We start from the raw sequence: 26,582 nt of genomic DNA, 5'->3' as shown, positions 1-26,582 counted from the left end.
AATAAAACCCGAGATAATCGTATTCACGCAGGTATATTTCCTTCCCCTGCGCACGGATGATTCGTTCAAGGTAGGCGTACTCGTCCGCGCTCCCCTCGCCCGCATAGCTCCACGGAGCATACTCGAAACTTTTTTTCGCACTCAGAAAAGGAAATCCCAGCTTCCCGTTGGAATCGATAAAATGCGATTCGAGATTAAAGCTGTCCGCAACGAGACTCATGTCAAACGTCGGCACTTCAAATGCGTCCAGTTCTTCGAGATTGCGTCCCTGCATCAGCTCCGTCATAGTCCGCTCCAATGACACCTGCAAAATCGGATGGGCGCCGAACGAAACGAACAGCGTCGAATTGGCGGGATTGATGAGCGAAATCGCCGTGACGGGATACTTGCCGCCCAACGAAGCGTCAAGCACTTCGACAATGTAGCCAAAAGAGCGTAAAGCGCTCACATCGGCACTCAGTTTATCAAACTGCTCGATCACCTCATCGGGATAGGCCGGAAGGGCGTAGCCGTTTTTGATGATCTCTATTTTGGCGTGCCGTTCGCAGATTTCGCTCAGCCCCTGCACCTGTGCTTCGAGGGGAGTGTTGCCGGTGGCAAGACCGTTACTGACGTAGAGATTGCTCAAGATGTTCATCGGGATATACACCTTTTCTCGGGTTGATTGTTTGACAAACGGCAAGGCAACGATTTTGTCCGCGTAATCGCTGTTGAAATCGATCCAATCTTCATCGTTCATCTCGCCGTGCGGATCATAAATGTTCCGCAAATCGGGAGCAAGATACTCTTCGTCAAACCCGAATGCGACCTCATCGGGATAATAACGGCGGCCCGGAAGGTAAAAATCGATGAAAAAATTGTTCGTCTGAAGCCGTTCGATATACTCTCCCAGCGCGCTGGCGAAAGACGCTTCCGATAAAATCCCTTTGCCGTTGGAGTAAATATGATTCGGTGCTTCGCTCGAAGCGAGATTGACCGAATAGCAATGCTGCAGCGGATGTTTTTCAGCGGAAAACGTCATCTCGCACCCCGCCTCTTTTAAAACCGAGCGCATCCGCTCGATCGATTCTTCCAACGGAGCGTTCTTCGATAACAGGTTCATACGATTAGTTTCCTTACCTTCAAGCGTTAAAAACCGTCAGTATAGCCTAAAGATAGCAATACATGCCGCCCTTATGCTACTATTAGACAAAAAGATTTCAAAGGGACCCATGGCTATCATCTCTATCGCATCGACCAAAGGGGGCGTCGGAAAAACCTCTCTGGCGTTTTCACTCGCCAAAGATCTGGGCTACCGCTACGCGACCAATGATATGTCGATCGTTTTGAACAAATATCGAAATGCCCGCTACTATCCGAATAAAATCCCTCTCTATCCTGATACCGTCTACGATTTCGGGGGATTCGTGGATACCAATGCGGATGAGATTCTTCGCCAATCCGATATCATCTTGCTTCCGACGATCAACGATCTCAATTCCATCATGAAAAGCCTCATTCTGATCAAAAATTTTCGGGAAAAGACAATCCTCGTATTTGCCAACATGATCGACAATCCTTCCGATGCCACCCTAATCCGCGAAAAGATTCACGAACATTTTCCGAATCTGGCTTTTACCTATCTGCGCCGTACCAAACTCCTCAAAAATGCTCTTGAAAGCGGGATGAGTGCGTCCGAACTGTATGAAATGAACAACCATACGCAGCATCTCTACAAGCAAGCGTATGCCGAATACCAAAAGATTCTCAAGCTGTTTACGACCGACGGAGCGTATTTTTCAAAATGACGTTTTGATCGCATCACTCCGTCGTTTCCTGCAGATACCAAATTCCGATACAATACTCGAAGATCAAAGGATTTGCGAGCGTACAATGAGAGTGTTGGTTGCCATCGATTTTTCCGAACCAAGCATGCGGGTTTTGGCCAAAGCCGTTTCATTCATGGAGCGAAACGGCGGTGAACTGCATATTGTCCACGTTATCGAGGAAACATGGATGTCACTGGACAAAGAGATTCAATCGCTCAGCGACGAACGATGGCACATCCTGCACGTAGCCTTCCCGGAACTCACGAAAAAGTTTTTTCATTGTCTGGAAGGGAACGTAACGCGCGAAATCTCGGAACTGGCCGAAACGATCCAGGCAACGATGCTCATCATCGGCAGCAACGGTGAACATTATATGTTCAAAGAGCTTCTGATCGGCTCCACGACGAAAAATATCGTCAGAGACTCAGCCATTCCCGTGCTGGTAATCAAAAACGACACAATGCTCAATCCTCAACGCATTTTGATTCCGACCAATTTTTCAGACCATTCAAAAGCAGCCGTTCAAGAAACGGCCAAACTTTTTCCCGATGCGGAACTGATCTTGTTGAAGACCTATACGCTCCCTTTTGAAGGGCGGTTAAAAACATACGGATTCACCGAAAATGATATTGTCGACTTGCAGATGCAAATCAAAGAGAAAGAGGATGAAACGGCAGATGTATGGGTCCGTTCACTGAACCTTCCTTTCGAAAAGGTACAGATGATAACGAGAAAGGGGCATTTAAACCCGCCCTTGTTTCTCGAAATAGCCAAATCCTACCAAGCCGACATGATCAGTTTGCATACATCGGGTACGTTCAGCTTTTTTGCGTTCGACCTCCTCGAAGAGGCCGACTTGGACGTGCTGATCTTCAAGTTTTAACGCTCGAATTCACTGACGACCTGACGCATTTTGAGCAGCGAATCGGGATTTAGCGAGATCGAATCGATCCCTTCTTGGACGAGGAAACGCGTAATTTCAGGATAATCCGAAGGGGCCTGCCCGCAGATACCGATGTATTTTCCGCGCTCTTTGCACGCCCGTATCGCCATTGAGAGCATGCGCGTGACCGCTTCGTTTCGCTCATCGAAAACCGATGAGACCATTGCGCTGTCACGGTCTACGCCGAGAGTGAGCTGCGTGAGGTCGTTGCTCCCGATACTGTAACCGTCAAATATTTCCAAAAACTGATCTGCGAGGATGACGTTGGCGGGAATCTCGCACATGGCGTACACTTCCAAAGCATTTTCCCCCTGCACCAGTCCCGCTTCGTTCATTACCGCGATTGCTTTACGTCCCTCCTGTGGAGTTCGGACAAAAGGAAGCATCACTTTGACATTGCTTAATCCCATCGCGTTACGTACGCGTTCCAGCGCTTCGCATTCCCATTTGAACGCTTCGCGGTACTGCTCGGAATAATAGCGGCTCGCGCCGCGAAATCCGATCATCGGATTTTCTTCATCGCGTTCGTACACGGCACCGCCGCTCATATGTTTGTATTCATTCGATTTAAAGTCGGTTGTACGGACGATGACACTCTTGGGATAGAATGCCGCCGCGATCATTCCAACCCCTTCGGCAACTTTGTCGATAAAGAATTTTTTCGGGTCGTCATACCCTTTCATCGCGGCATGCACCGCTTCGACATCGACAATCGTTTTGCCGTGCGCCATATCCACCAACGCCATCGGGTGCGCACCCACGTATTGCGTGATGATAAATTCCATACGTGCCAGTCCTACGCCGTCATTGGGAAGCTTAGCGACTTTAAACGCAATTTCGGGATTCCCCACGTTCATATAGAGCTTTGTTTTGGTCGGCGGCAATGTACCCAGATCGGTACGTTTGATCTCGAATCCGAGATTTCCCGCATACACATTGCCGTTTTCCCCCTCCGCGCAGCTTACCGTCACTTCGTCGCCGTCATGCAGCACCTCGGTCGCGTTCACCGTCCCGACAATCGCGGGAACGCCGATTTCACGCGCAACGATAGCCGCATGGCAGGTACGCCCACCGCGATTGGTGATAACGGCGGACGCTTTTTTCATGATCGGTTCCCAATCGGGGTCGGTAATATCGGCCACCAAAACTTCCCCTTCTTTGAAACGGTCATTTTCATGCGGCGAGCGGATGATCTTCACCTTTCCGATACCGATTTTCTCGCCGATCGCCTTTCCGCTGGCCAGAACAGTTCGTGTTTCGGTCGTATTGATGTGGTATTGTTCAAGAATATTCTCGCCCATGCGACGGCTCTGAACCGTCTCGGGACGGGCCTGTACGATAAACAGTTCGCCGCTTTGCCCGTCTTTGGCCCATTCGATGTCCATCGGACGGTATTCGCCCGCCTTGGCCGTGTAATGTTCTTCGATAATCATCGCATAGCGGGCCAATACGCCTACTTCCTCATCGTTGATCGAAAAACGTTCCTGCAGCTTTTTGTGGGTGGCAAGATTCACAGTGTGGTGACGTTCGTCGTAGCGCATCGTCAGGGCTTTTGACCCCAATTGCCGCTTGAGAATCGTCATTTTCCCTTCTCGAAGCGTCGGTTTGAAGACGTAGAATTCATCGGGATTGACCCGTCCGCCGACGATGTTTTCGCCCAATCCCCAGATGGAGTTGATCAGGATCAGATTCTCCGAACCGTTTTCCGTATCGATCGTGAACATGACGCCGCTGCTGGCCAGATCGCTGCGCACCATTTTCTGCACCCCGACCGACAGGGCAACGGCAAAATGGTCATACCCGCGACTGTGACGATAGCTGATCGCACGGTCGGTAAACAGCGATGCGAAACACCGCTTGACGTGCTCGACCAGCATCGATTCTCCGCGAACGTTGAGATAGCTCTCCTGCTGTCCGGCGAAACTGGCGTCGGGAAGGTCTTCCGCCGTCGCCGAAGAACGGACGGCAACATCGACAGATGCCATACCGTATTCTCTCTCCATCATCCGGTAACCCTCGATGATTTCGTTTTTTAACTCTTCAGGTATGGTTCCGGAGAGCATCAGCGTCCGAACGGCATCGCCGCAATACGAAAGCGCTTCGACATTGCTGATGTCGACTCCTTCGAAAAGCGCACGTATTTTGGGCTCAAACCCGTTATGATTGACAAATGCACGGTACCCGTCTGCCGTAACGGCAAACCCTTCGGGAACTTTAACCCCAAGAGGCTTCAGAGAGCCGATCATCTCTCCCAAACTGGCATTTTTTCCTCCAACCAATGCTATATCGTTGATGTTCAGCGAATCAAAACGGCGAATGTAACGCATGCGATTTCCTTTGGCATTATCTGAGTCTTTATAGAATACCATATAATACGTTTATCTTTTATCGGAACGGGCTATGCACACTATTATATTAACAACTCTGAACGCCCGCTACGCCCATACGGCACTCGGACTGCGGTACCTTTTTGCCAATCTGAACGAACTGCAGCCGGATGCGGCAATCATCGAATTCACGATTAACGAACAGATTCAAAGCATTGCCGAAAGGCTGCTTGAACACTCCCCTCGCATCATCGGAATCGGTGTTTACATCTGGAATGCGGCAGAGAGCGCCGAGCTGATCAAAATACTGAAAAAAATTTCCCCCGACACGATCATCGTTCTCGGCGGACCCGAAGCGGGACACCTCCCTCATCGCGTCGATTTTTCGCGTGCCGACTACGTCATTAGCGGAGAGGCGGAAGTCGCATTTTATGAATTGTGCAAAGAAATTTTGCACACAGACCGCCCCGAAGAGCGTTTTATCAAAGCGCCGTTGCCGGACCTCAAAGCCGTTGGCCTGCCCTACCGTGCCTACAACGATGAAGACGTAACGCATCGGTACATCTATGTCGAAGCCTCGCGCGGGTGTCCGTTCGAATGTGAGTTCTGCCTCTCCTCCATCGACGAAAAAGTACGCAATTTTCCTCTTGAAACCTTGCTCGAAGAGTTTGAAACCCTGTGGCAAAGAGGGGCGCGCAATTTTAAATTCATCGACCGTACCTTTAATCTCAATATGACGTTCGCCAACGCCATTTTGGATTTCTTTTTGTCCAAAGAGCCGCCCTATTTCGCCCATTTCGAAGTGATACCCGACCATTTCCCCGAATCGCTCCGCGCAAAAATTGCCCTCTTTCCCCCCGGATCACTGCAACTTGAGATCGGTATTCAGACGCTCGATCCGACCGTCGCAAAAGGGATCAATCGTCCCCTGCGGCTTGAGAAGATCATCGAAAACATCCGATTCCTCGAAAACGGCACTTCTGCGCATATGCACCTCGATCTCATCGTCGGGCTTCCGGGCGAGACGCTCGAGGGGTTCGGGCGTAATCTCGATACGCTGGTGTCATTGACCCGCAGCGAAATCCAGATCGGCATTCTCAAAAAACTCTCGGGCACCACCCTCTCCCGCCACGACGAAAAGCACGGAATGATCTACAGTGATACCCCACCCTACGATATTCTCCAGAATAACCTGCTAAGCTTCACTCAAATCCAGAAGATGAAACGGTTCGCGCGGTTTTGGGATATTTTTTACAACAGCGGAAGTTTTAGCGCCACGGCACCGATGCTTTGGAGCGAGGGCAAAGTGTTTGAAGGTTTTTACGCTTTTAGCGAGTGGATATACGCTAAAACTCTTTCTACCTGGAAAATTTCATTGGAGCGCCAGATAGCGTTGCTCTATGAGTATCTCATCCTCACCCATGACACGCAAAGCGTACAAAAAGCGCTGATGCACGATTTATCCGCACGCCCCGAAAAAACGATTCCGTTTTTTTTACGGCAATCAACGGCAGACTATCAACGCAAAGAGAAAAAAGAGGTTACTCCGAAACGGCAGGCCAAACGGCTATAAAAAAGAGGGTGTTGAGGGTGTCTGCAGGTGACGAATCTGCAGACGAATGGTGTGCGGGATGACGAGTCCCACGCGACAAACTTAACATAAGGAGAATTGAAAGGGCCCGAAGGCCCTGAAGAAAGAACTTCTTAGAATTTCAAAGAAGCGATGATACGGAGAGTATCGAACTCTTTGTCCGCTGCATTATCATGTTTGTAATCGTACTCATATTGAGTATAGATTGCAGTCAGGCCAAGTGGTCCGACTTTACCGGCAGCGATAACATCCCATGCGTTGTAATCAACTTCGCTATTTGACAAAGAACGAGTTGCATCTGTTGGGCTTGTACGAGCACCGCCGTTGTTACCTGATTCAGCTTCACCATAGCTTGCAGAAAGGGTTACACCCGGAACCATTTTGGTTGACGCACCGATTTTCCATGCATCAGTATCTGAACGAGTTGTATGTTCACCGTCCATGTAGATGCTTCCAAGCGCAGTATAAATCATTGATTTATCGCCAGTCGCTACGTTTGAGAAGTTTGTAGCGTTAGGACCTTTGCTAGCAGATGAATATGCCGCATATACGTTAACACCTACAACATCAACTGCCGCTTTTACAGCAACGATATCAGTTTTAGAATCACCAGTGATATGCTTCGTATCATGTGCAGCATATTGTACGCCAAGATCTACCATATCCATGAGTTTCGCATCAGCCTGCAACCAATATGCATCAGCAACATGATTTACATCATAGTACCATGCCTGTGCAGTTGTAGCAGGAAGTGATTTGTTGATCGCACCCACCGCGTATGCACCTTTTTCACCGAAATTGGAGAATTTACCGCCGTTGTTAACAGTGGTGTTGCTTCCGGCTCCGTTGTCTTTACCAACCCATGCACCGACCAAAGTCGTATCCGGAAGGTCATTGTTCAACAATACCGCAGCATCGAATGTGTTGTCAACGACGTTCCATTTTTCCGTGAACGCAAGCGGAGTATTCAACTCTTGGCGACCGATTTTAACAGTTGTTTTACCGGCTGTGTACGCAAGGTACAATTCGCGCGCCCATGATTGGTCATCCAACGCACCTGTTGCAGCATTACCATTTACATCCAAACGTGCGGCAGGCACTTGACCTACCAGGTTGTTCTCAAGACCGAGAGTGGTCAACGCATACGCGCTCGCACCCATGCTGAGATTTTGCGCAAGGTCCATTGTCGCACCGATCAACAATGACGCTTCCGCCAAAGAGTTGGTGTTGTGATCGAACATATCCATCTGTTTTTCTGCTGCAGATGCACCGTTACCGTCGAACTCAGATGTTTGGTACCACAGTTTCGCTTCACCGTTTACTTTAACGTTGTCAATCGCAAATGCGCTTGTTCCAAGAGCCATTACGGCTACAAGACTCAGTTTTCCTAATTTCATTCATTCTCCTTCAAGAAACCGTCCGTAATAAGATTATCTTATTTGGATCTCGACGCCTAGTTTAGAGGTCTTTTTCTTAAACCAATCTTTAAAAGTATAATATTTTTTGATAACGTTACAAATTTGTAAGGTTTTGAGACAAAAATGTGATAAAAAGTAAAAAGTTATACTAACTTGTTCTGTTTTGATAAAAAAAAGAAATATTTGATTTGATAACTTTAATTATTATATTTAGAATAAAAATAAAAGTTTTGAAATGAAATCCGATCGAAAAAAGAAGTGTTGAAGAAAAAATTCCCGCCGGATGCGGGAATCGGAAGAGAGAAAGATTTACCAGTTACGAATACGAATATGGCACGACATACACTGTTTGAGCATCAGAGTATAATCTTCGAGAGCATCGTCCATCCGCCCCGCATCGACAGACGTGACCAGATCATCCGAATAAAGGCGAAGCATATGCGCCGATTTTTGGGCAAATTTGTATGCATAAACCTGATCTTTCGGGAGAATGACTTTGACTTCTTCGCCTTCAAGCGATTTCAAGGTCCCCTGAAGTTTTTTGACGCCCGATTTCATCTCTTCGGTCGAGCTGTACAATCCGCCGCGTTGGATTTGCTCCATAGCGTCCATCATCGTACGCATGTCTTTCATCAGTTCCAAGCGCGGATCTTGTTTTTCAGCCGCATTAAGAGATCCGGCGAGCAATACTCCCAGTGCCAATGACGCTAAAGCCTTTTTCATAAAAACCCCTTTTAGTATTGAATAACTTCTTTTGAAAATTCGGTAAGTTTAACCGTCTTAGCCGAAATGGAGACCAGTTTTTTCGACTCGGCGGGTTTGCCGTAAAATTCTTTGATCTCCGGACGGAATGCCTGGAAATAATCGTGGAATTTATCCTGTCCCAAGACTCCGACGGCCCAGATAGTATCATCCGCGGCATGTTCGAGGACAACGGCATTCAACGGTTGAGTAGCCGCACCGCCGAGCACTTTCGCACCTGATCCCGCATCGAACGCCGACAGGTGGGACGAACAGACGATGATCCCGCTTTTGTCGTACGCCATCGTTTTTTTGTTCGTCGGAACATAACCGATAAAGCTGTCATTCGGTGTCGGATGGGTCAACTGATGGGTACAGATCGCAACATACGCGACAACAGTGCGATCTTTGCCGACGCCGCTTTTCCACACGTATTTCTCACCGCCGTCCGACGCCAGCTCAACATCCTTGGCAGTCGGTTTTGGGAGATTGATCAACATGCATGGAGTCGAAGCATACGGATAGTTAAAAATATACGTCACTTCTTTGGCAAGGGCAGATGCTTTGATCGGTTTGCCCGCCGCATCGACCAGCTGTACTTTTTCATACGCTTTGTACAGTGCGCCGTCTGCAGCGTACAAATTTCCGCGAATCAGCGAAGGACTGACCGCAACAACTGTTGCGCCTGCGGCAACAACTTTCAAAAAATTTCTTCTATCCATGATAATGTCCGTATTGAATGATTTTGCAGTGGTTAGTGTAGCAGATATTGTATTTAATTTTCCCCCCTGGCGGGGAGAAAAAGGGGTTGCATCAACCGAAAAGGTCGCGCATTGCACCTTTGTACCAGTCACGTGTTGCTTTCGCAAGACCTGTTGTACGGAATTTACCGGTTTTTTCGTCTTTAGGAACGCTTCCTTTAGAACCGATAACCGGACCGGCAACCATAAATTCGTGGTTAACCATGATTGCTTCTTCAGGGTTGCTGCCAACCATTGAATAACAAACGTTCGCGCTTTTGTACGGAAGAGCCGACGCAACGCTGTAGCTTTTGCCGTGGAGAACGTGAGCGATCTCTTTCGCGCACTCTTTTCCTGACCAGATCGCTGACTGTCCGCTTGGCGGGATCGCGTGTCCGACAACGTCACCGACAGCGTAAACATTTTTATCGGTAGCGGTTTGGAACGATACCGGTTTTTCTGCACTCGTAGCCATTTTAACTTTTTTGAAGCCGTCCGGAGTCGTCGCGACGCCTGACATTCCAATGATCGGGTTCGACATGTTGTGCGGGATCAGGTTGAACACGCCGTACTTGATCGTATGGGTCGCTTTTGTCCCTTCCGTATCGTCTTTGTCTTTGAAAGTCGTCTGAACGTAAGTGATCTCTTTTTTATCGAAATCGACATCTACGATTTTACAGTTAGCGCGGTGTTCAACGTTGCCGTTGTTTACTTCCGCCCATGCTTCTTTGAACGCTGCACCTTTCGCGATTTCAGCCGTTTCGTTAAGGATGATGACTTTGCCGCTCAGCCCTTCGTTTTTGATGTGGTTGGCTACCATACTCGCACGCTCGAACGGTGCAGGAGGACAACGGTATTTACCGGCAGGAACAGTGATAACGAAATCGCCCTCTTCCATATTTTTAACCATACGATCGAGTGCAACGTGCTCGCCGCCCGGAATCAATGCCGCAGGCACTACACGTTTTGCTTTCGCGATTTTTGCCGCGTCCCATGTCGGGAATTGCCCTTTGTAGTTATAGTCGATACCCGGTGCAAGAACAAGGATGTCATATCCTACAGAACCTTTTGCAGTATGAACCACTTTCGCAGCGCGATCAATGCCTGTAACTTCGGCGTTCAGCATTCCGTATCCGAAATTTTCAACAGCTTTAGAATAATCGTGCATCAAAACGTTAAGATTGACACCTTCGATTCCGCCGAGGTTGCAGTTCGAAAACGGGCAAGACATAAAGCTGTCATTTTTTTCGATGATTGCAATATCAAATTTCGGATCGATTTTTTTAAGCTCTTTGGCAACGGTCAAACCGCCCCATCCTCCGCCGATAATAACTACTTGATGTTTACCAAGCATTTTTCCGGATGCCGAATTTTGTGCTCCCGGCGTTGCACCTGCAGTGGCAGTACATCCTGAAACAGCGGCAGCGGCAGCGCTGATACCCGCAAACTTGAGTAAGTCACGTCTTGAAAGTTTCATACTAGGGTTCTCCTCTTCTTCGATTAGCTTCGAGTGCGAAAACAATAACTAAATTCGTCATCGCTTGAGGTGTATCATAGGTATTTAATTCTTAAAGATTTATAACTATATGTAAAATATCAAAAAAAAAAGCTAATAAGTTAATTTTATATCAGATTATGTGATATATATGTGATATTCATCAAATAATCACATTCGTGTTATGATACGTCAACCAATCGCCAAAGGAAATCCATGCAACTCCATGAATGTCAAAATTTAGAAGAAGTGCGTCAATATATTGACCGTCTGGATGACCAAATCGTTCAACTGATCGCCGCTCGCAACGGCTATGTCAAGCAAGCGGCAAAGTTTAAACACTCGATCGACGAGATCAAAGGGCAAGAGAGGATGGAAGCGGTAATGGATCGCGTCAGAACACGTGCCATGGAACTGGGCGTTTCCCCGAATCTGCTGACAAAACTCTACACGATTATGATAGATGAGATGGTTGAAGCGGAGATTTCAGAGTTCAGGAATGCCAAGTCACTGTAATTTAAAACCGCGTGACTTCTCCTCGGCAGACAGCCGCAACAACTTTCCCCTGTAGCGTTTCGTTTTTATAAAGGCTGTGGTGATGAGGAACGAGTGTGGTCTGAGTAGGATCCAAAAGAATCATGTCGGCTTTTTTACCGACCGCGATTTCTCCCGCGTCAATTCCGATCTGCTTGCCCGGAGCACGAGAAGCCGCCTCCACGAACCGTGCCGTATCGATAATGCCCGGACGGATCAAGTAGGTGTAGCACAGCGGCAAGTACTCTTCGATCGACGTCGTCCCGAATTCGGCATCAAAAAAAGTGATATCTTTATAAACGTCGGAATTCGGCTGATGAAGTGCGGTGAGGGAATGAATGTCTCCTGATTGCAATGCGGCGATCAATGAGCGCCGTTTGGTTTCGCTTACCAGCGGCGGGTTGATCTTGGCATCGGTGTCGAATCCCAGACACGCCGAATCGTTTTTAAGCAGATGATGAATCGCAACCTCGCACGATACCGCAACTCCTTCCCGCCGCGCCTGAGCGATCAACTCGATCGTTCTGGGTTCCGTAACGCTTTTAAAGACGATTCGGATACCGAAATGACGGGCGATTTCGATCATCGATGCGACATGAACGACCTCTGAAAGAGGTGAGATTCCCGGCAATCCGAGCTGTGAGGCAATCTCGCCGTCACTCATGACGCCGCTCTCATGCAGGCTTTTATCCACCGCTTTGTAAAAAAGCGTTTTGTCCGCCATCTTCAAATATTGCGCAATCCGGCTGATACGGTTGTAATCATCCATTGTCGAGGTATATACGGCTACCGAACCTTTTTTCAGCATGATGGCGATATTGCTGAGGTTGCCTTCTTCATTGAGGGCGCTGAGCGTAGATTCGATTGTCGCGCCGCCGTTTAGGTAACGGTGTTGCTGAACAAACTCCAACGTGATCTCATCATCGATGCGGGGAGTCGAATCGCTGGCCAGAACAGCCGTCGTGACACCGCCCCGTAATGCCCTGCGGGAGAGTTTTTCCAGATTGGTACGATTCAAGTGTCCGTCTTTTAGCCGTACGTCGGTATCGACCAGCCCCGGAAACAGATAGCATCCGTTCATCTCGACAACGTCATCACCGATCAAACGATCGGCGATTTCGGCGATTACCCCGTTTTCAATCCGAACATCCTGTCGGCGTTCTCCGTTGATATCACAAATAATGGCACCCGAAATGATCATAGTTGCTCCCGTTCGCTATAATTACGTAATTTTAGACTATGAAATGTTAAAGGCTCCTCTAAAATGATCAAGTTGTTTCTTTTTTTGTTCCCTTTGATCCTTAATGCCGCCCCGGACTTGTACAATCAGGGCAAAAAACTCTATTTTTCCAAAGGGTGTAACGGTTGTCACGGAATATCGGCGGCAGGTTCGGCACAGTACCCTGCCCTTGCTTACCGCCGCAAAGCATTTTTGACCCACAAACTCAAAGAGTACCGCGCCAAAAAAGGAGCCACCCAGCTTTCACAGATGATGATTCCCTTTGCCATGGGACTGAGTGACAGAGAAATCGACGCCCTCACCACATTTTTCAGCGAATACCGTGAAGGCAAAAGTACCTACACTCCCGATCTTAGCAACCGGGGAGACGGAGGATCATGAAACTACTTATCAGCGCACTGGAACACTCCGCCAATGTCCATTTACGCTATCTTGTCCAAGAATTGGGCGACGATATTGAACTTACGGGCATTTTTGACGCAAGGTTGGGAGACAGCATCGTCGATTTGCGCGCAACATCCGTCATGGGGTTTGTCGATGCGCTCAAAAAGCTCCCGTTTTTTTTCCGTTTGAAGGATCAAATGGTCGATCTTGCCGGTACTGCCGACAAAGTGCTTCTGATCGATTCGTCGGGATTCAATCTTCCGCTTGCCAAAGCGATCCGCAAACGCTATCCCGATAAAGAGATCATATACTACATTCTGCCGCAGGCGTGGGCGTGGAAAAAGAAACGGATTCCCGTCTTGGAAAAAACCATTACGAAACTTTGCTCTATCCTTCCGTTTGAGCCTTCGTATTATTCCAAAGAGGCTCCGATCGAATACGTCGGCCATCCGCTGCTTGACGAAATCGACGTACGAAAAACCGACCTGACTCCGAACGGAAAAATCACCTTCATGCCCGGCAGCCGTCCCGGAGAGATCAAACGGCTCATGCCGGTGTTTCAGGAACTGCGCCTTATGCTAGATGGCAAAGCGGTGCTGGTCATACCGTCCCATTTCACGACCGAGCAGATCGCCGAACTCTACGGCGACGTTTCGGCATTCGACATAACCCACGAAGCGCACAAAAGCCTTGCCGAATCCGATTTTGCCTTCATCTGCAGCGGTACGGCAACGCTTGAAGCCGCACTTATCGGAACGCCGTTTATTCTTGCTTATATTGCCAAGCCGCTTGACTACGCGATCGCCAAACGGCTCGTCAAACTCGACTTCGTCGGATTGGGGAATATCCTTTTTTCCCATGCATACGGCCGCTCACTCCATCCGGAATTTCTGCAAAACGAAGTGTATGCCCAAAATCTGTATAATGCCTATCGGCAAATGGATACAAAAGCATTTTTCAGCGATGCCGAACGTTTGCGGGGGCTGTTGGAACACGGCAGCGCCAAACGTGTCAGCGAAATTATCAAGGATTTGAAATGATCAGACTTTTTTCATGGATGAAAACATCCGCAAAACACTTCAAAGACGAAAAAATCGTCCCGTATATCTTTACCCTGAGCGATGATCCGATGCTGTTTCGCGACATGCTCAACACCAATAAAATGTATCAGGACGGGTTGAAACTGGAGGGAAAAATTCCGGGGTTTCGGCTCAGTATCGGACGAAGCTATATCGTCTTTATCGCCCTGTGGCATCTGATTTTATTCCCTGCGTCGGCAATTTTTCACTCGGTTCTGGCAAAAATAGACTGTCATCTGCTGATACTCATGGCGATATTGTTTACGGGGATGTTTTTTGCGACATACGCGATGTTCAAAGAATACCTGATCGATACCGTCGCACTGCGCATCATCAAGAAAGCGTGGGAAAACCATTTTCCCCATTTCGACTATGATCTGCATGCCAAGGAAGTAGCAAAAATTTATTCGGAAGCATTGGATAAAGAAGTGCCGCATAAAAATCTGCAGCTGTACATTCTCGACCGTCTCGTCGAAAACACGAAGTAATTGAACGCCAAAAGAGTTTTCTTTCGGCTATTTTTTGTATTTGTTCAAAATCCCCATAAAGGTCGGAATGTTGGCGGCGCCGTCATGACGTCCGATTTTTTTGCCCGCAGCATTCAGAAAATGAAATGTCGGAGTACCGATGTAGCCTAGCCCCTCCGGAATAAAATCGTTATGAATGTCGAGATGAACCGGGACGAAGTTTTTATGTACTTCGGATGCGACTGCTTTTTCTTCAAAAACGACATCTTCCATGTATTCGCATGCCGGGCATTCCTGTCGTGAAAGCATCACCATCACTTTTTTGTTCTCTTTCTTAGCCTGAGCCAAAGCAGCCTCGTACGACGAGGCCCATTTGAGTTCGGCAAACGCACACGATGCGATCAATGATAACGTCAATAAAATTTTACTCATCAAATTTTCCCTAAATGATTTAAAAATTCCTGCGGTTCTTTGAACCCTACAACATCCGCGCTTTTGATCCGCGTTCCGTTTTCATCAAAGAACAAAATGGCAGGCGGCCCGAAAATACCGTATTTCGAACTGATCGCTTTTGCCGCATCGTCATTCGACGTCAGATCGACTTTGACCAGCACAAATTCATCCATCTTGGTTTTCACCGCTTCGTCGCTGAACGTCTTCTCTTCAAGTTCTTTGCAGGCGGTACACCAGTCGGCATAGAAATCGACGAGAACGCGCTTGCCTTTATTGTCAGCCAAAATCGCTTCGAGCTCTTCGATCGACGTAATTTTTTCGAATGTTTTGTGCTGCGCTGCCGTTTCAACGCTTACCGCGCCTTTAACCGGCAAAAACGGATCAAGCGGATGCAGCGGGTCTTTCGCTCCGCTCATCCCTCCGAGCAACAATGACATACCGTAGAGAAACAGGATGATCCCCAGCGATTTTTTGTTGGCTCGCTGGCATCGGATGCAGCGTCCCCGGATCGGTTCAAGCGCTCCGATGTTGACGGCGACGAACACAGCCAACGCTCCCCACAGCATCATCGAGATGTTTTCATCCAATATGCGGCTGATCATCCAGATCGAAACGCCGATCAGCATCACCCCGAAAATCGATTTGACGCTATCCATCCAAGGACCCGGTTTCGGCATGAATTTCCCCGCACTCGTCCCGACCGCGACAAGAGGTATTCCCATTCCGATGCTTAGGGCGAACAAGGCGACTCCGCCCAGAAGTGCATCGCCTGTCTGACCGATGTAAATAAGCGCTCCGGCCAGCGGTGCGGCAACGCACGGTCCCACAATAAGCGCCGACAAAAAGCCCATGACGGCGACACCCGCAATACCGCTGCGCTTTCCGCTGATCTGAGTAATGCGCGATTGAATCGCGTTAGGAATCTGCAACTCGAACAAATCGAACATCGACATCGCCAGAACAACGAAGATGAGTGCAAAGAGGGTGATAATCCACGGTGTTTGAAATGCCGCTTGCAGATTGGCGCCGAACAGTCCGGCCAAAACACCCGCAATCGTATACGCAACCGCCATCGAGAGGACGTAAACGACCGAAAGCCAAAAAGCTCTTTTTGTCCCAAGCCCTTCACCTTGTGCAACGATGACCGAGGATATGATGGGCACCATCGGGAAAACGCACGGCGTCAGGGCCAGAAGCAGACCGAAGCCGAAGAAGCTGAGGATGATAAACCACACGCTGCCCCCCTCGATCACCTGAGCGATACGGTCGGTTTCGGATTTCTCTTCAACCGTACCGACTTTTGCGGGCGGCGCCAACTCAATTTCGCCCGATGTCACCGCAGGAGCTTTGAGGATCGAGGATCCGTCGCTCAAAGGGAGTTTATCGGTATCGATCGGCGTAGCGAGCGTCACAGTCTGCGGTTCGTAGCACAGCCCCGCCGCCGAACACCCCTGATAGGATAGTTTGACGTTCAGGTTCTTTTCGCCGCTGACATCTTTGCTTTTCACCAAAACGATCCGAATCGCCGGAGAGGTTTCAAAAACGCTCTCTCCCTCATGATCGACAGGTTTGGCCATCGTGACCGCTTTGAAATCAATCCCGTCGTCGGGATCGGCATCTTCTATCTTGACTTTATCGGCATACAGGTAGATCTGGTCGCCCAGCTCGATTTCTACACCGACCGTTTGGTCGTCAACAACGCTGATATTGGGTTTAAAAGCCTCTTCCGGCTGTAAAAAACCCACACCGAATGCGTTGAGAGACAGAAGGAATAACCATAAAAAACGCATAGTAAAACCTCATCATAATTTCTCTCAAATTGTATCGCATTTAACTGTGTTAGAGCCTTGTGAGCAACATTGTTAATATTTTTCAGCTTCCTTATAGCATCCGATGTTACACTATGCCGATTTTACTCCAGGATTGTCCCATGTCTAACCGATTAGCCCTCGAAGATTCTCCGTACCTTCAGCAGCACAAAGAGAATCCGATTGACTGGTATCCGTGGTGTGACGAAGCATTTGAAAGAGCCAAAGCCGAACACAAGGCGATTTTTATCAGTATCGGCTACAGCAGCTGCCACTGGTGCCATGTGATGGAACATGAGGTATTTGAAAACGATACTATCGCCGAATTCGTCAACCGCCACTTTGTCTGTATCAAAGTTGACCGAGAAGAACGTCCCGACATCGACAAGCACTATCAGGAACTTCATACGCTCCTGAACCGACGCAGCGGAGGATGGCCTCTCTCCATCTTCTGCACCCCTCAGAACAAACCGTTTTACGCCGCCACTTATATCCCCCCGCATAATCAGAACCAAATGATGGGATTTAGCGAGCTGACCGCCATCATCGCCCAAAAAGTGGCCGAAAAGGATGAGAAGCTGTTCCAAAATGCCGATGAGATTACGAACTATCTTCGCCCCAATAACGATCCCGTTGAAGCAACGCCGCTGAATGAAAAAATCATCGCGCAGTTTACGATGCAGGCACGCCACAATTTCGACGAAGAAAACGGCGGCTTCTCGAAAGCTCCGAAATTTCCTCATGTCTCGACTCTGCTCACGCTGATGATATTGGATCGGATCGCTCCGGATGCGGCGGTAACATCCATGCTGAAACGCTCTCTCGATCATATGGCGCGCGGCGGAATGTACGATCACGTCGACGGAGGATTTTGCCGATACAGTACCGATGAATCGTGGCTTGTCCCCCATTTTGAAAAAATGACGTACGACAATGCCCTGCTCTGTACGCTCTACGCTCAGGCCGCAAGCGTGTACCAAAACGACCGCTATCTCACCGTTGGCCGTGAATGCGCTGATTTCATGATGACGTTTATGATGGAAAATGATCTTTTTTACAGTGCCAGCGATGCGGATAGCGAGGGTGAAGAAGGAAAATACTTCGTCTACGGATACGATGAAATCCTTGCCGCCTTGGAGCGGTGCGGCATAGCCGATATTCATAAAGCCGCTGCCCTTGTCGGAGCATCCGCAGAAGGAAACTTCGAAGGGCACTGCATCATCCGCTTCAACTCCGAAGAACGCCCCGAATGGTTTGACGCGCTACGCCGGGAGTTGCAAGCCATCCGAAAAACGCGCGCGTATCCCTTCATCGACCGTAAAATAATCACTGCATGGAATGCGATGATGATCAAAGCCCTTTTCGTGCTCGGACGAAACGATGAACGCTATCGGATACAAGCCGTCAGGAGCATGGAGAAGCTGATTTCGTCGATGTTCGTCGACGGAGTCCTCAAACACTCCGCCCTGATAGGAAAAGAGCCGAAGATCGACGCTTTTTTGGAAGACTACGCCTACCTGTGCGCCGCGTTGCTCGAAGCGTACCAATCGACTATGGAAGAGCGCTATTTGATCGAAGCGCAGCGTTTTGCCAACAAAGCGCTTGAACGTTTCTACACCGAGGGGAAATGGTATTTCAGCAGAGGTACGTTCACAACACCCGCCGAATTTGACGACGGCACGTACCCGAGTGCCATGGCGGTCATGGTTGAAGCGTTGATGGATTTGGGAATCCTGATCGATCCCAAATATCGGTATTTTGCATTTAAAAGCCTGGAATTTGCCTCTCTCAAACTGATGAAAACGCCGATCTATTTTCCGACCCTTGCTTTGCAAGCAATCCGTTGGCTCAAGGAAGACCGCATACTCAAAGCTTCCCGAAGCCGTTTAACGGCGTTGCACAACCCTTTGCGCTATCCGTTTGTGCGATACAGAAATGACGAATCACTGGAAAACTATCTGGTGTGCGGAGCGAATGCGTGCTATGCTACAACGGATGATCCCCTAACCCTTGACGATTTAATCCGCTCGACGTTATAATGAATTAAAAAGAGGAAAAAGGATGGGAGCAAAACATTCGATGGCAACCGCTGAAATCGCCGAAGCCGAAAAAATCGAAGATGTCGTTCACGAAGATCGCCGCAAAGAGAATCAAATGCCCGAAAGCGACAAACGGCATAAAAGCGACAAAGAAGAGCGGTTCCCGGTCTGGGTCAAGAAATCGGTCCTCGAATACGAGCAGGAACTCAAAAAGCTTCAGATAGAACTCCTTAAACTCCAAAACCATGTCAAGGACAAAGGGCTAAAAGTCCTTGTCATCTTCGAAGGGCGTGACGCCGCAGGCAAAGGAGGGACGATCAAACGGATCACCGAACATCTCAATCCGCGGGGTGCCCGAATCGTGGCACTGGACAAGCCCTCCGACGTCGAAAAAACACAATGGTATTTTCAGCGCTACGTTACCCATCTTCCCAGCGCCGGAGAAATAGTCTTTTTCGACCGGAGCTGGTACAACCGTGCGGGAGTCGAACCGGTGATGGGGTTCTGTACCAAAGCCGAGCACAAAGAGTTTCTCGATCACGTCGCCGAATTCGAGCGGATGCTTGTCAATTCGGGAATAATATTGTTCAAGTTTTATTTTTCCGTCTCTAAAAAAGAACAGGCCAAACGCTTCAAAGAGCGCAAAACCGATCCGCTCAAACAGTTCAAGCTCTCGCCGGTAGATGCGTCGTCCCAGGAGCTATGGGACCAATACACCCAAGCCAAATACGAAATGCTCCGTGCATCCCATACGGGAATTGCCCCGTGGGTCATCGTCCGCTCCGACAACAAGAAAAAAGCGCGTCTGAATTGTATCAAGCATATCCTGACAAGCATTGAATATCCGACCAAGAATCCTCCCGATCTGACGACGTCCAAAAAAATCATGGTATGGGGCGGGGAAGAGATCAACCTTCTCGAAACGGCTCTGTCGAAAAAGCAGAAATAGCAGCGAGGTATCCCCCGCAGAAAGAAAGCGGGGAAATTTACTTTAGAAAGCCGAGAATCTCGTTTTCGATGTTCTCTTTTTCAATAACCGTCGATTGTGTAATCGGCTTCGTAAACAGCCCTTTGATCATCGCAGGGATCGGTGTTTTCGCCGTTTTGGAAATCGCTTCGAGCGCATCGATGTCGCGTGCTCCCACCTCTCCGGTCAATGCGTTGGCAATCGTCGGAGAAAACTTCGTCCACTCCGCCGTCGAATAAACGATTGTTTTGATCGGTTGCGTTGCGCAGCAATCGTAGGCTTTGAAGCACGTCGCCGTGTGAGGATCCATCAGGTAGCCGCCGTCAAACGCCTCTTTGATGTACCCTTTTCCTTCGGCACCGTTGCAGTAATCGGCGGAGAACAGCGATTGAAGTTTCATCGTTTCATCGTCGCTCAAGGCGTAGAAACGCTCGCTCTCCAAACCTGCCATCAGCTCTTTCGTCCGCGCAGGTCCGAAGAGATCAAACAATATCCGCTCAACATTGCTGGAAATCAGAATATCCATCGCCGGAGAGGTGGTCGGAACCACTTTTTCGCCGCGAAGGTCGTAACGTCCGGTATTGATCAAACGGGTCAGAACGTTATTTTCGTTGGAAGCAATAATGATTTTTTCAACAGGAAGCCCCATTTTGTAGGCATAATAGCCGCCCAACGCGTTCCCGAAATTTCCGCTCGGAACATCCAGATACACTTTCTCGCCCATTGTGATTGCATTTTGGCGCACCAGTTCGAGGTAACTGTGGATATGATAGATGATCTGGAAAATGATACGGCCGAAATTGACCGAATTGGCTGCGGAGAGGGAGATGTTTTTGGCTTTAAGCGCATCTTTGAACGTCTGCGATCCAAGCAGGCGTTTCAATGCGCTTTGGGCATCGTCAAAATCTCCCTTGATCCCGATAACTTTGAGGTTGCCCGCATCTTCGGTGACCATCTGAAGGCGCTGAACGTCTGACGTACCGCCGTCGGGATAAAGGCATGCCACACGGACGTTCGGGCGGTTTTTAAAGGTCTCGAGCGCAGCAGGTCCCGTATCTCCGCTGGTTGCCGCCAAAATCAGGTACTCTTCGCCGCGTTTTTGGGCAATAGAGCTGAGTACGACGCCAAAAGGCTGCAACGCCATGTCTTTGAACGCGCGGGTCGGACCGTGGTACAGTTCGCTGACATACAGATCATCACGCACTTTTACCACCGGAACCGGGTTGGAAGAATCATCGAATTTATCGTACAAAGCAAGCGCTTCATCAATCACGGAAGGTTCGATATCGATAGCAAGCGTCGTGAGCAGATCTTTCGCCAGTTGTTTGTAGGAAGAGTTCAGATGTTTGGTCAAAAATGGCTCGCCCAAGGCAGGGAGTGCTGCAGGAACGTATAATCCGCCAAACGATGCGATAGGGCTTAAAATCGCCTCCGAAAAGGCGATCTCCAGAGGATGGGTTCCGTCGTTTCCGCGTGTTTCAATAAATTTCATTGTGCCACTTTTAAAATTTTTACGTGATTATAGCAAAGGGGCTCTCACGGATGGCTTAGTTTAAAAAGAAAAACAGATGCTTTTTTCTTCAAAAGTTCGTTTTGGCAATCATCCGCTAAAATGGCGAAAAAATAAAGGAATCCGATGCAATCGATCAGCATAGTCAATCGGCTACGTCTCTTGCTTACCGTACCGATGGTCTTGATCATGCTGGGTTCTTTTTTATACGGATATTATCTGTTTAACCAGATGAATTCTCTGCAAACGCTGCATAATCGGGTGAATCAGATCAAATACGCTGCGATCATGATTCATGAACTCCAACTCGAACGCTCCCTCAGCAGTACCGCTTTCAACGAAAACGCATTGTTTGAGCGTTCGGAGCTGGAACGCCAGCGGATCACCGTCAATCAGGTACTGCATAAATTTAAAATCATGTTGGGCGATGAACCCTCCGTGTTCAAATCCACCTCGAAAGCCCTCAAAACACTCGATGATTACCGCAGAAAAATCGATAACCGCTCGGTCGATGCTATCGATTCGTTTGACTATTACACACGCTTGATCGGGCATATGCGGTCGGATTATCTGGCCATTGTCCTTACCGTCAGTGACGTCTCTTTGCGTAACGATTTTCAGGCCTACACGAATTTAATGGCGATCAAAGAGACTCTGAATCAAATGCAATCGGTCTTAAATGCCTCATTGCTGGAAGAGGGAATGGAGCATCAGCTGTATGTGCGGTTCATCCTTTCCAAAGGGGAGCACGATACGGCGGCAGGACGTTTTGAAACGCTTGCCTCGCACCACTTCAAAGAAATCTATCACAACACGTTTACGGGGCCGGAAGTCGACACGACCTACCGCATCATCAATCTCGCCGTCAACGAAAACGACGGCATACGCATGGCACCCGCCATGTGGTTCGACCTCTCAACCGCCGCCGTTGAAAAACTGCGCATTGCCGAAAAGCATCACTTTTCACTAATCGAAAACAAACTGCATACCCAGATTTTCGAAGCTCGTGAATATCTTGTGATTGTCATTCTTGTATTGTCCTGCTCCATCGCCCTCATTTTATGGATGGGGTATTTCATCGCCGACAATATCCGACGGAATCTCAAGTTGCTTGACGAATACAAAAATGCCGTCGACCGAAGCAGTATCGTCTCCAAAACCGATAAAAAAGGGCGGATTATCTACGCGAATGAAAAATTTTGCGCCATATCAGGGTTCAGCCATGATGAACTGATCGGCAAACCGCACAGCATGGTACGGCACAAAGACATGCCGAAACAGGCGTTTAAAGAGATGTGGGCAACGATTCTCAAAGGCGATCCGTGGCACGGCGTCGTCAAAAACAAAACAAAAGACGGCTCGTATTATTGGGTCGATGCGACCATCAATCCTATTTTGGATCACAAAGGCAGGATCGAAGAATTCATCGCTATCCGAAGCGATATCACCGAAACGATCCGTCTGCATGAAGAACTCGAACAAACACAGCAGGAGATGATTTCCCGAATCGGCGAGATCGGTGAAACACGAAGCCGGGAGACAGGGTATCATGTCCGGCGTGTCGCGGAATATTCGCGATTGCTGGCTCGGAAATACGGACTGGATGACGATGACGTGACCGTATTGGCGAGTGCCAGTCCGATGCATGACATCGGTAAAGTCGGAATACCCGATCTTATCTTGAACAAACCCGGCCCGCTCACCTCCGAAGAATGGGAAACCATGCGAACCCACTGTAAAATCGGATACGATCTTTTCAGAGATTCCGCCAAACCGCTACTGAAGGCAGCGTCCGTTATCGCACACGAACATCACGAGAAATACGACGGTTCGGGTTATCCCAGAGGTCTCAAGGGGGAAGATATCCACATATTCGGACGCATCACCGCACTGGCCGATGTTTTTGACGCCCTGGGCAGCGACCGCTGTTATAAGCAGGCATGGGAACTCGAACCGATCCTGGCGCTCTTAAAAGAAGAACGGGGAAAACATTTTGATCCCGTCTTGGTGGATATCTTTTTTGACCACCTGAACGAGTTTTTGGCCATTCGGGATACGTATACCGAAAAAAACCATTACAGCTGATCCTTCCATTTTTTCATCATCGAATCGGGCTGAAACTCTTATAATTAAGTCAAATTTTTATAAAAAGAATATATTATAACCGTAGCAAGTTTCACGTATACAAAGAGCATTCATGAAAAACGTTACTATCCTCGGCGGCGGAATTGCCGGAATCGAAGCGGCGATCTATTACCGCAAAGAAGGGTTCGAAGTTGAACTGATCAGCGAACGAAGTTATGTTTTCATCTACCCCATCGCCATCTGGATTCCGGTACACACCAACCGGTTTGACGATGCGGCATTTTCGTTGGATGCCCTCGCCGCGCGCCACGGTTTCACACTGAGGATTGATCGCGTTACGGCGATCAACGCGAAAGAGCGTTCATTTACCCTCGCAGAGGGAGGCATTCGATACAGCGATCATCTCGTCATTGCCATCGGTGCGGGAAAAATGAAACACGAAGGGATCGAGCATACCCTCTCTATCTGCGGAGCGCCCGAGCAATCGCTTCTGCTCAAAGACAAGATCGACGAGATCATTGCCAAAGGCAGCGGGAAAATCGTCTTCGGTTTCGGCGGAAACCCCAATGACACCAGCGGCGTGCGGGGAGGACCGGGATTCGAACTTTTCTTCAATCTCCATCACCGCTTGACAAAACTCGGCATCCGCGACCGATATGAGATGACCTTTTTTGCCCCGATGCCGCAACCGGGCGCACGCATGGGGACAAAAGCTCTTTCGATGATGGAGACGATGTTTAGTCGCAACCGTTTCGCTTCCCGCTACGGCAAAAAGATCAAACGGTTCGAAGAGAACGGCGTCGTTTTCGAAGACGACAGCGTTCTTGAAAGCGACTTGACCATGTTTATTCCCGCAGGCGACGGTAATGCGTTGATCAAAGAGAGCGATTTGCCCCTCAACAATGCCGGATTTATCCGAATCAATAATTACTGCGAAATCGAAGGCGTTGAAGGATGGTATGCCATCGGTGATGCCGCAGCATTGGAAGGACCCGACTGGAAAGCCAAACAAGGGCATATCGCCGAGGTGATGGCTCGAAACGCCGCACACAACAGTGCGGTCAATCTGGGGCTGAAATCCGGTGACAAAAAAACGTACCAAGACCATCTAAGCATCCTGTGCGTTATGGATACGGGCAACGGCGCGGGCTTCGTCTTCCGCAACGATACCAAAGCGATCCTCATCCCTATGCCTCTCGTCGGCCATTGGCTCAAAATCGGCTGGGGTTGGTACTATAAGATGTCAAAAATGGGGTATATTCCTCGAATACCTGGGATGTAAACGGATAGTGTCGATTAAGAAGAATTAATGAAAAAGTAATCCCATAAGCAGGCTGTTCAGTACGGTTTAGTGTTACGATTTGCCATTGTAATGAAAAGCTATTTATGGGATATGGAACTTTATACGATTCGGCATCAAAATGGCATCAAAAAACACTTATTCAAGATTTTCCGAACAATTAGCTCGACAAACGAGGCTACGATATGCAATGTTATGATTTGAAGTGTATTAAAAATGAGGTATCTTAAAAGAGATGGTGCGGTCGAGAGGACTTGAACCTCCACAGCGTTTCCGCCACTAGAACCTGAATCTAGCGTGTCTACCAATTTCACCACGGCCGCATATAAAAGAGAATGAAAGTATATCCAAAGAGATAAAAAGTCAGCTTAAATGCCGACTTTTTTCCTAAAAGATTTTTTTTACAGAATGATCTGAGTCCCGACCCCGTCCGAGGTAAAGAGTTCGAGCAGAATCGCGTGTTCGATACGCCCGTCGATGATGTGGGCTTTTTTGACGCCGCCATCTACCGCTTCCAGACACGCATCGACTTTGGGTACCATCCCGCCTTGAATCGTTCCATCCTTTTTAAGCGCTTCGACTTCCGCTTCGCTCAGCGTTGAAAAAAGCTCTTTGTCTTTGTTCAATACGCCCGGAGTGTCGGTCATGAAAATCACTTTGCACGCACCGATCGCTGCTGCGATTGCTGATGCGGCGAGATCGGCATTGATATTGTATCCGGGATGTCCCAACGTTTCATCGGCTCCGATGGGGGCGATGACGGGAATAAACCCTTCGCGCAGCAAGTTGTGGATGACGCTCGCGTTGACGCTCTCCACCCGTCCCGTAAGGCCGAATTTGGCTTCGTCTTTGGGTTTGGCTTTCAGAAAATGGGCATCCTTGCCGCTGATTCCGATCGCCTTGGCCCCATACGAATTGAGGAGTGACGTGATCTCTTTGTTGATCTCGCCACTGAGTACCATTTCAACGATCCGCATCACTTCGGGGGTGCTGACCCGTTCGCCGTCGATAAATTCGGTCGGTATTTTCAAATCCCCAAGCAACTGGCTGATGCGGCTTCCTCCGCCGTGTACGATGACGACTTTGATACCGACCAGATGAAGCAGCACTATATCCTGAGCGAATTTGGCTTTCAGCGCTTCGGAACTTTGCGCCGATCCTCCGTATTTGATGACAACGATCTCATCCCGAAACTCTTTGATGAACGGCATCGCGTCCATCAGTGTTTTGACGGTATCAATCTTTTTTTGCATTCACGTATTCCTTTACCTGTTCGACGACTCTCTCATCCACGTTTAGCGAGAGTTCCAAAAGTGTGAGGTTGAGATTAAAAGACGCCATTTTAACGAAGTCTTTCTGAGTTACCAGCAAGCTTGTCGCCCCGGTACGTTTTACAATCGCTTCAAGTTCTCCGGGCGTAAAATAGTGGTGATCTTCGAAATAGATTTTCTCCGCCACTTCGGGCAAATAGGGATCAAGCCGCTCCGGCCGTGCGATGGCCGTGACCAAAACCATTTTACGGGTCGGGTTATGCAGCGCCACTTTACGAATGAACGATGTTCCTTCTTTAATTCGAACGGCATCTTTTCCACTCCAGAGTTTTTCTCTATAAGCTCCGCTGGGAAGACAAAACGGGTTGGGCGTTTGTACGTC

The 26,582-nt window shown here is 48.7% G+C and carries 23 protein-coding genes and 1 tRNA gene; 11 read left to right on the top strand and 13 right to left on the bottom strand.

What is annotated here, in order from left to right; translation table 11 throughout:
- A partial coding sequence (locus JU82_RS10245; RefSeq protein WP_037950237.1) for a YcaO-like family protein occupies positions 1-1,102 on the bottom strand: 1,102 nt, incomplete at its 3' end.
- 109 nt (positions 1,103-1,211) lie between these two features.
- Between JU82_RS10245 and JU82_RS10240 the strand changes: the two genes are divergently transcribed.
- Complete coding sequence (locus JU82_RS10240) at positions 1,212-1,787, top strand: hypothetical protein (protein WP_037950235.1); 576 nt, start codon at positions 1,212-1,214, stop codon at positions 1,785-1,787.
- An 85-nt stretch (positions 1,788-1,872) separates the two neighbouring features.
- Complete coding sequence (locus tag JU82_RS10235) at positions 1,873-2,691, top strand: universal stress protein (RefSeq protein ID WP_037950233.1); 819 nt, start codon at positions 1,873-1,875, stop codon at positions 2,689-2,691.
- On the opposite strand, the gene ppsA is transcribed toward JU82_RS10235, so the two are convergent.
- The gene (gene ppsA, locus JU82_RS10230) at positions 2,688-5,078 is read right to left on the bottom strand and encodes a phosphoenolpyruvate synthase (protein WP_037950231.1); all 2,391 of its coding nucleotides are present in this window, start codon (positions 5,076-5,078) and stop codon (positions 2,688-2,690) included. The two genes, JU82_RS10235 and ppsA, sit on opposite strands and share 4 nt — an antisense overlap.
- Positions 5,079-5,151: 73 nt before the next feature.
- On the opposite strand from ppsA, the gene JU82_RS10225 reads away from it, so the two are divergent.
- Positions 5,152-6,651 carry a radical SAM protein gene (locus JU82_RS10225; protein WP_037950229.1) on the top strand — a complete coding sequence of 500 codons (1,500 nt, stop codon included), beginning with the start codon at positions 5,152-5,154 and terminating at the stop codon, positions 6,649-6,651.
- 131 nt (positions 6,652-6,782) lie between these two features.
- Here the strand turns inward: JU82_RS10225 and JU82_RS10220 are convergent, their stop codons facing one another.
- From JU82_RS10220 to JU82_RS10205, 4 genes are all read right to left on the bottom strand, one after another.
- Entirely contained in the window at positions 6,783-8,066 is a 1,284-nt protein-coding gene (locus tag JU82_RS10220; protein WP_037950225.1) for an OprD family outer membrane porin, read from the bottom strand.
- 330 nt (positions 8,067-8,396) lie between these two features.
- Complete coding sequence (locus JU82_RS10215; RefSeq protein WP_037950222.1) at positions 8,397-8,810, bottom strand: hypothetical protein; 414 nt, start codon at positions 8,808-8,810, stop codon at positions 8,397-8,399.
- An 11-nt stretch (positions 8,811-8,821) separates the two neighbouring features.
- Positions 8,822-9,550, bottom strand: coding sequence for a twin-arginine translocation signal domain-containing protein (locus tag JU82_RS10210; RefSeq protein ID WP_037950219.1), 729 nt, complete (start codon positions 9,548-9,550; stop codon positions 8,822-8,824).
- A gap of 91 nt (positions 9,551-9,641) precedes the next feature.
- Entirely contained in the window at positions 9,642-11,045 is a 1,404-nt protein-coding gene (locus JU82_RS10205; protein ID WP_037950218.1) for an FAD/NAD(P)-binding oxidoreductase, read from the bottom strand.
- 234 nt (positions 11,046-11,279) lie between these two features.
- Between JU82_RS10205 and JU82_RS10200 the strand changes: the two genes are divergently transcribed.
- Complete coding sequence (locus JU82_RS10200) at positions 11,280-11,579, top strand: chorismate mutase (protein WP_037950215.1); 300 nt, start codon at positions 11,280-11,282, stop codon at positions 11,577-11,579.
- Between the two features lies 1 nt (position 11,580).
- On the opposite strand, the gene JU82_RS10195 is transcribed toward JU82_RS10200, so the two are convergent.
- Positions 11,581-12,798: an amidohydrolase family protein gene (locus JU82_RS10195; RefSeq protein ID WP_294892823.1), complete on the bottom strand. Its 1,218-nt coding sequence runs from the start codon at positions 12,796-12,798 to the stop codon at positions 11,581-11,583.
- Positions 12,799-12,861: 63 nt separating this feature from the next.
- On the opposite strand from JU82_RS10195, the gene JU82_RS10190 reads away from it, so the two are divergent.
- From JU82_RS10190 to JU82_RS10180, 3 genes are read left to right on the top strand one after another with little or no spacing between them, the layout of a single operon-like run.
- The gene (locus tag JU82_RS10190; RefSeq protein ID WP_294892821.1) at positions 12,862-13,218 is read left to right on the top strand and encodes a c-type cytochrome; all 357 of its coding nucleotides are present in this window, start codon (positions 12,862-12,864) and stop codon (positions 13,216-13,218) included.
- Positions 13,215-14,261, top strand: a complete 1,047-nt coding sequence (gene lpxB, locus JU82_RS10185) for a lipid-A-disaccharide synthase (RefSeq protein ID WP_037950212.1) — start codon at positions 13,215-13,217, stop codon at positions 14,259-14,261. The genes JU82_RS10190 and lpxB overlap by 4 nt, the downstream gene beginning before the upstream one ends.
- On the top strand, positions 14,258-14,788 hold the full coding sequence (locus tag JU82_RS10180) for a hypothetical protein (RefSeq protein WP_037950209.1): 531 nt from the start codon (positions 14,258-14,260) through the stop codon (positions 14,786-14,788). The genes lpxB and JU82_RS10180 overlap by 4 nt, the downstream gene beginning before the upstream one ends.
- A gap of 27 nt (positions 14,789-14,815) precedes the next feature.
- Here JU82_RS10180 and JU82_RS10175 read toward each other — a convergent pair whose 3' ends face one another.
- Both JU82_RS10175 and dsbD read right to left on the bottom strand, forming a co-directional pair.
- Positions 14,816-15,199, bottom strand: coding sequence for a thioredoxin family protein (locus JU82_RS10175; protein WP_037950206.1), 384 nt, complete (start codon positions 15,197-15,199; stop codon positions 14,816-14,818).
- Positions 15,199-17,010 carry a protein-disulfide reductase DsbD gene (gene dsbD / locus JU82_RS10170; protein ID WP_037950203.1) on the bottom strand — a complete coding sequence of 604 codons (1,812 nt, stop codon included), beginning with the start codon at positions 17,008-17,010 and terminating at the stop codon, positions 15,199-15,201. Before dsbD ends, JU82_RS10175 begins: the two co-directional genes overlap by 1 nt.
- Before the next feature lie 140 nt (positions 17,011-17,150).
- Between dsbD and JU82_RS10165 the strand changes: the two genes are divergently transcribed.
- Both JU82_RS10165 and ppk2 read left to right on the top strand, forming a co-directional pair.
- Entirely contained in the window at positions 17,151-19,067 is a 1,917-nt protein-coding gene (locus tag JU82_RS10165; protein ID WP_037950199.1) for a thioredoxin domain-containing protein, read from the top strand.
- Between the two features lie 115 nt (positions 19,068-19,182).
- The gene (gene ppk2 / locus JU82_RS10160; RefSeq protein ID WP_037950241.1) at positions 19,183-20,016 is read left to right on the top strand and encodes a polyphosphate kinase 2; all 834 of its coding nucleotides are present in this window, start codon (positions 19,183-19,185) and stop codon (positions 20,014-20,016) included.
- A 37-nt stretch (positions 20,017-20,053) separates the two neighbouring features.
- Here ppk2 and thrC read toward each other — a convergent pair whose 3' ends face one another.
- Positions 20,054-21,526: a threonine synthase gene (gene thrC / locus JU82_RS10155; protein WP_037950195.1), complete on the bottom strand. Its 1,473-nt coding sequence runs from the start codon at positions 21,524-21,526 to the stop codon at positions 20,054-20,056.
- Between the two features lie 144 nt (positions 21,527-21,670).
- On the opposite strand from thrC, the gene JU82_RS12120 reads away from it, so the two are divergent.
- Together JU82_RS12120 and JU82_RS10145 are read left to right on the top strand one after the other, a co-directional pair.
- A complete protein-coding gene (locus JU82_RS12120; protein ID WP_294892818.1) occupies positions 21,671-23,629 on the top strand; it encodes an HD domain-containing phosphohydrolase in 1,959 nt (652 codons plus the stop codon).
- Positions 23,630-23,741: 112 nt separating this feature from the next.
- Positions 23,742-24,911 (top strand): FAD-dependent oxidoreductase, encoded by a 1,170-nt coding sequence (locus JU82_RS10145; protein WP_037950192.1) that lies wholly within the window; start codon positions 23,742-23,744, stop codon positions 24,909-24,911.
- A gap of 254 nt (positions 24,912-25,165) precedes the next feature.
- Here the strand turns inward: JU82_RS10145 and JU82_RS10140 are convergent.
- The 3 genes from JU82_RS10140 to JU82_RS10130 form a co-directional block, all read right to left on the bottom strand.
- A tRNA-Leu gene (locus JU82_RS10140) sits at positions 25,166-25,252 on the bottom strand.
- 78 nt (positions 25,253-25,330) lie between these two features.
- Entirely contained in the window at positions 25,331-26,182 is an 852-nt protein-coding gene (argB, locus tag JU82_RS10135; protein WP_037950189.1) for an acetylglutamate kinase, read from the bottom strand.
- Positions 26,166-26,582 (bottom strand): tetraacyldisaccharide 4'-kinase (locus JU82_RS10130; protein ID WP_037950186.1); only part of this gene is annotated, 417 nt, incomplete at its 5' end. The genes argB and JU82_RS10130, both read right to left, overlap by 17 nt.

The sequence above is a fragment of the Sulfuricurvum sp. MLSB genome, from assembly GCF_000747095.1.
Lineage (GTDB): Bacteria > Campylobacterota > Campylobacteria > Campylobacterales > Sulfurimonadaceae > Sulfuricurvum.
This window is presented reverse-complemented; position numbering and strand designations above follow the sequence as displayed.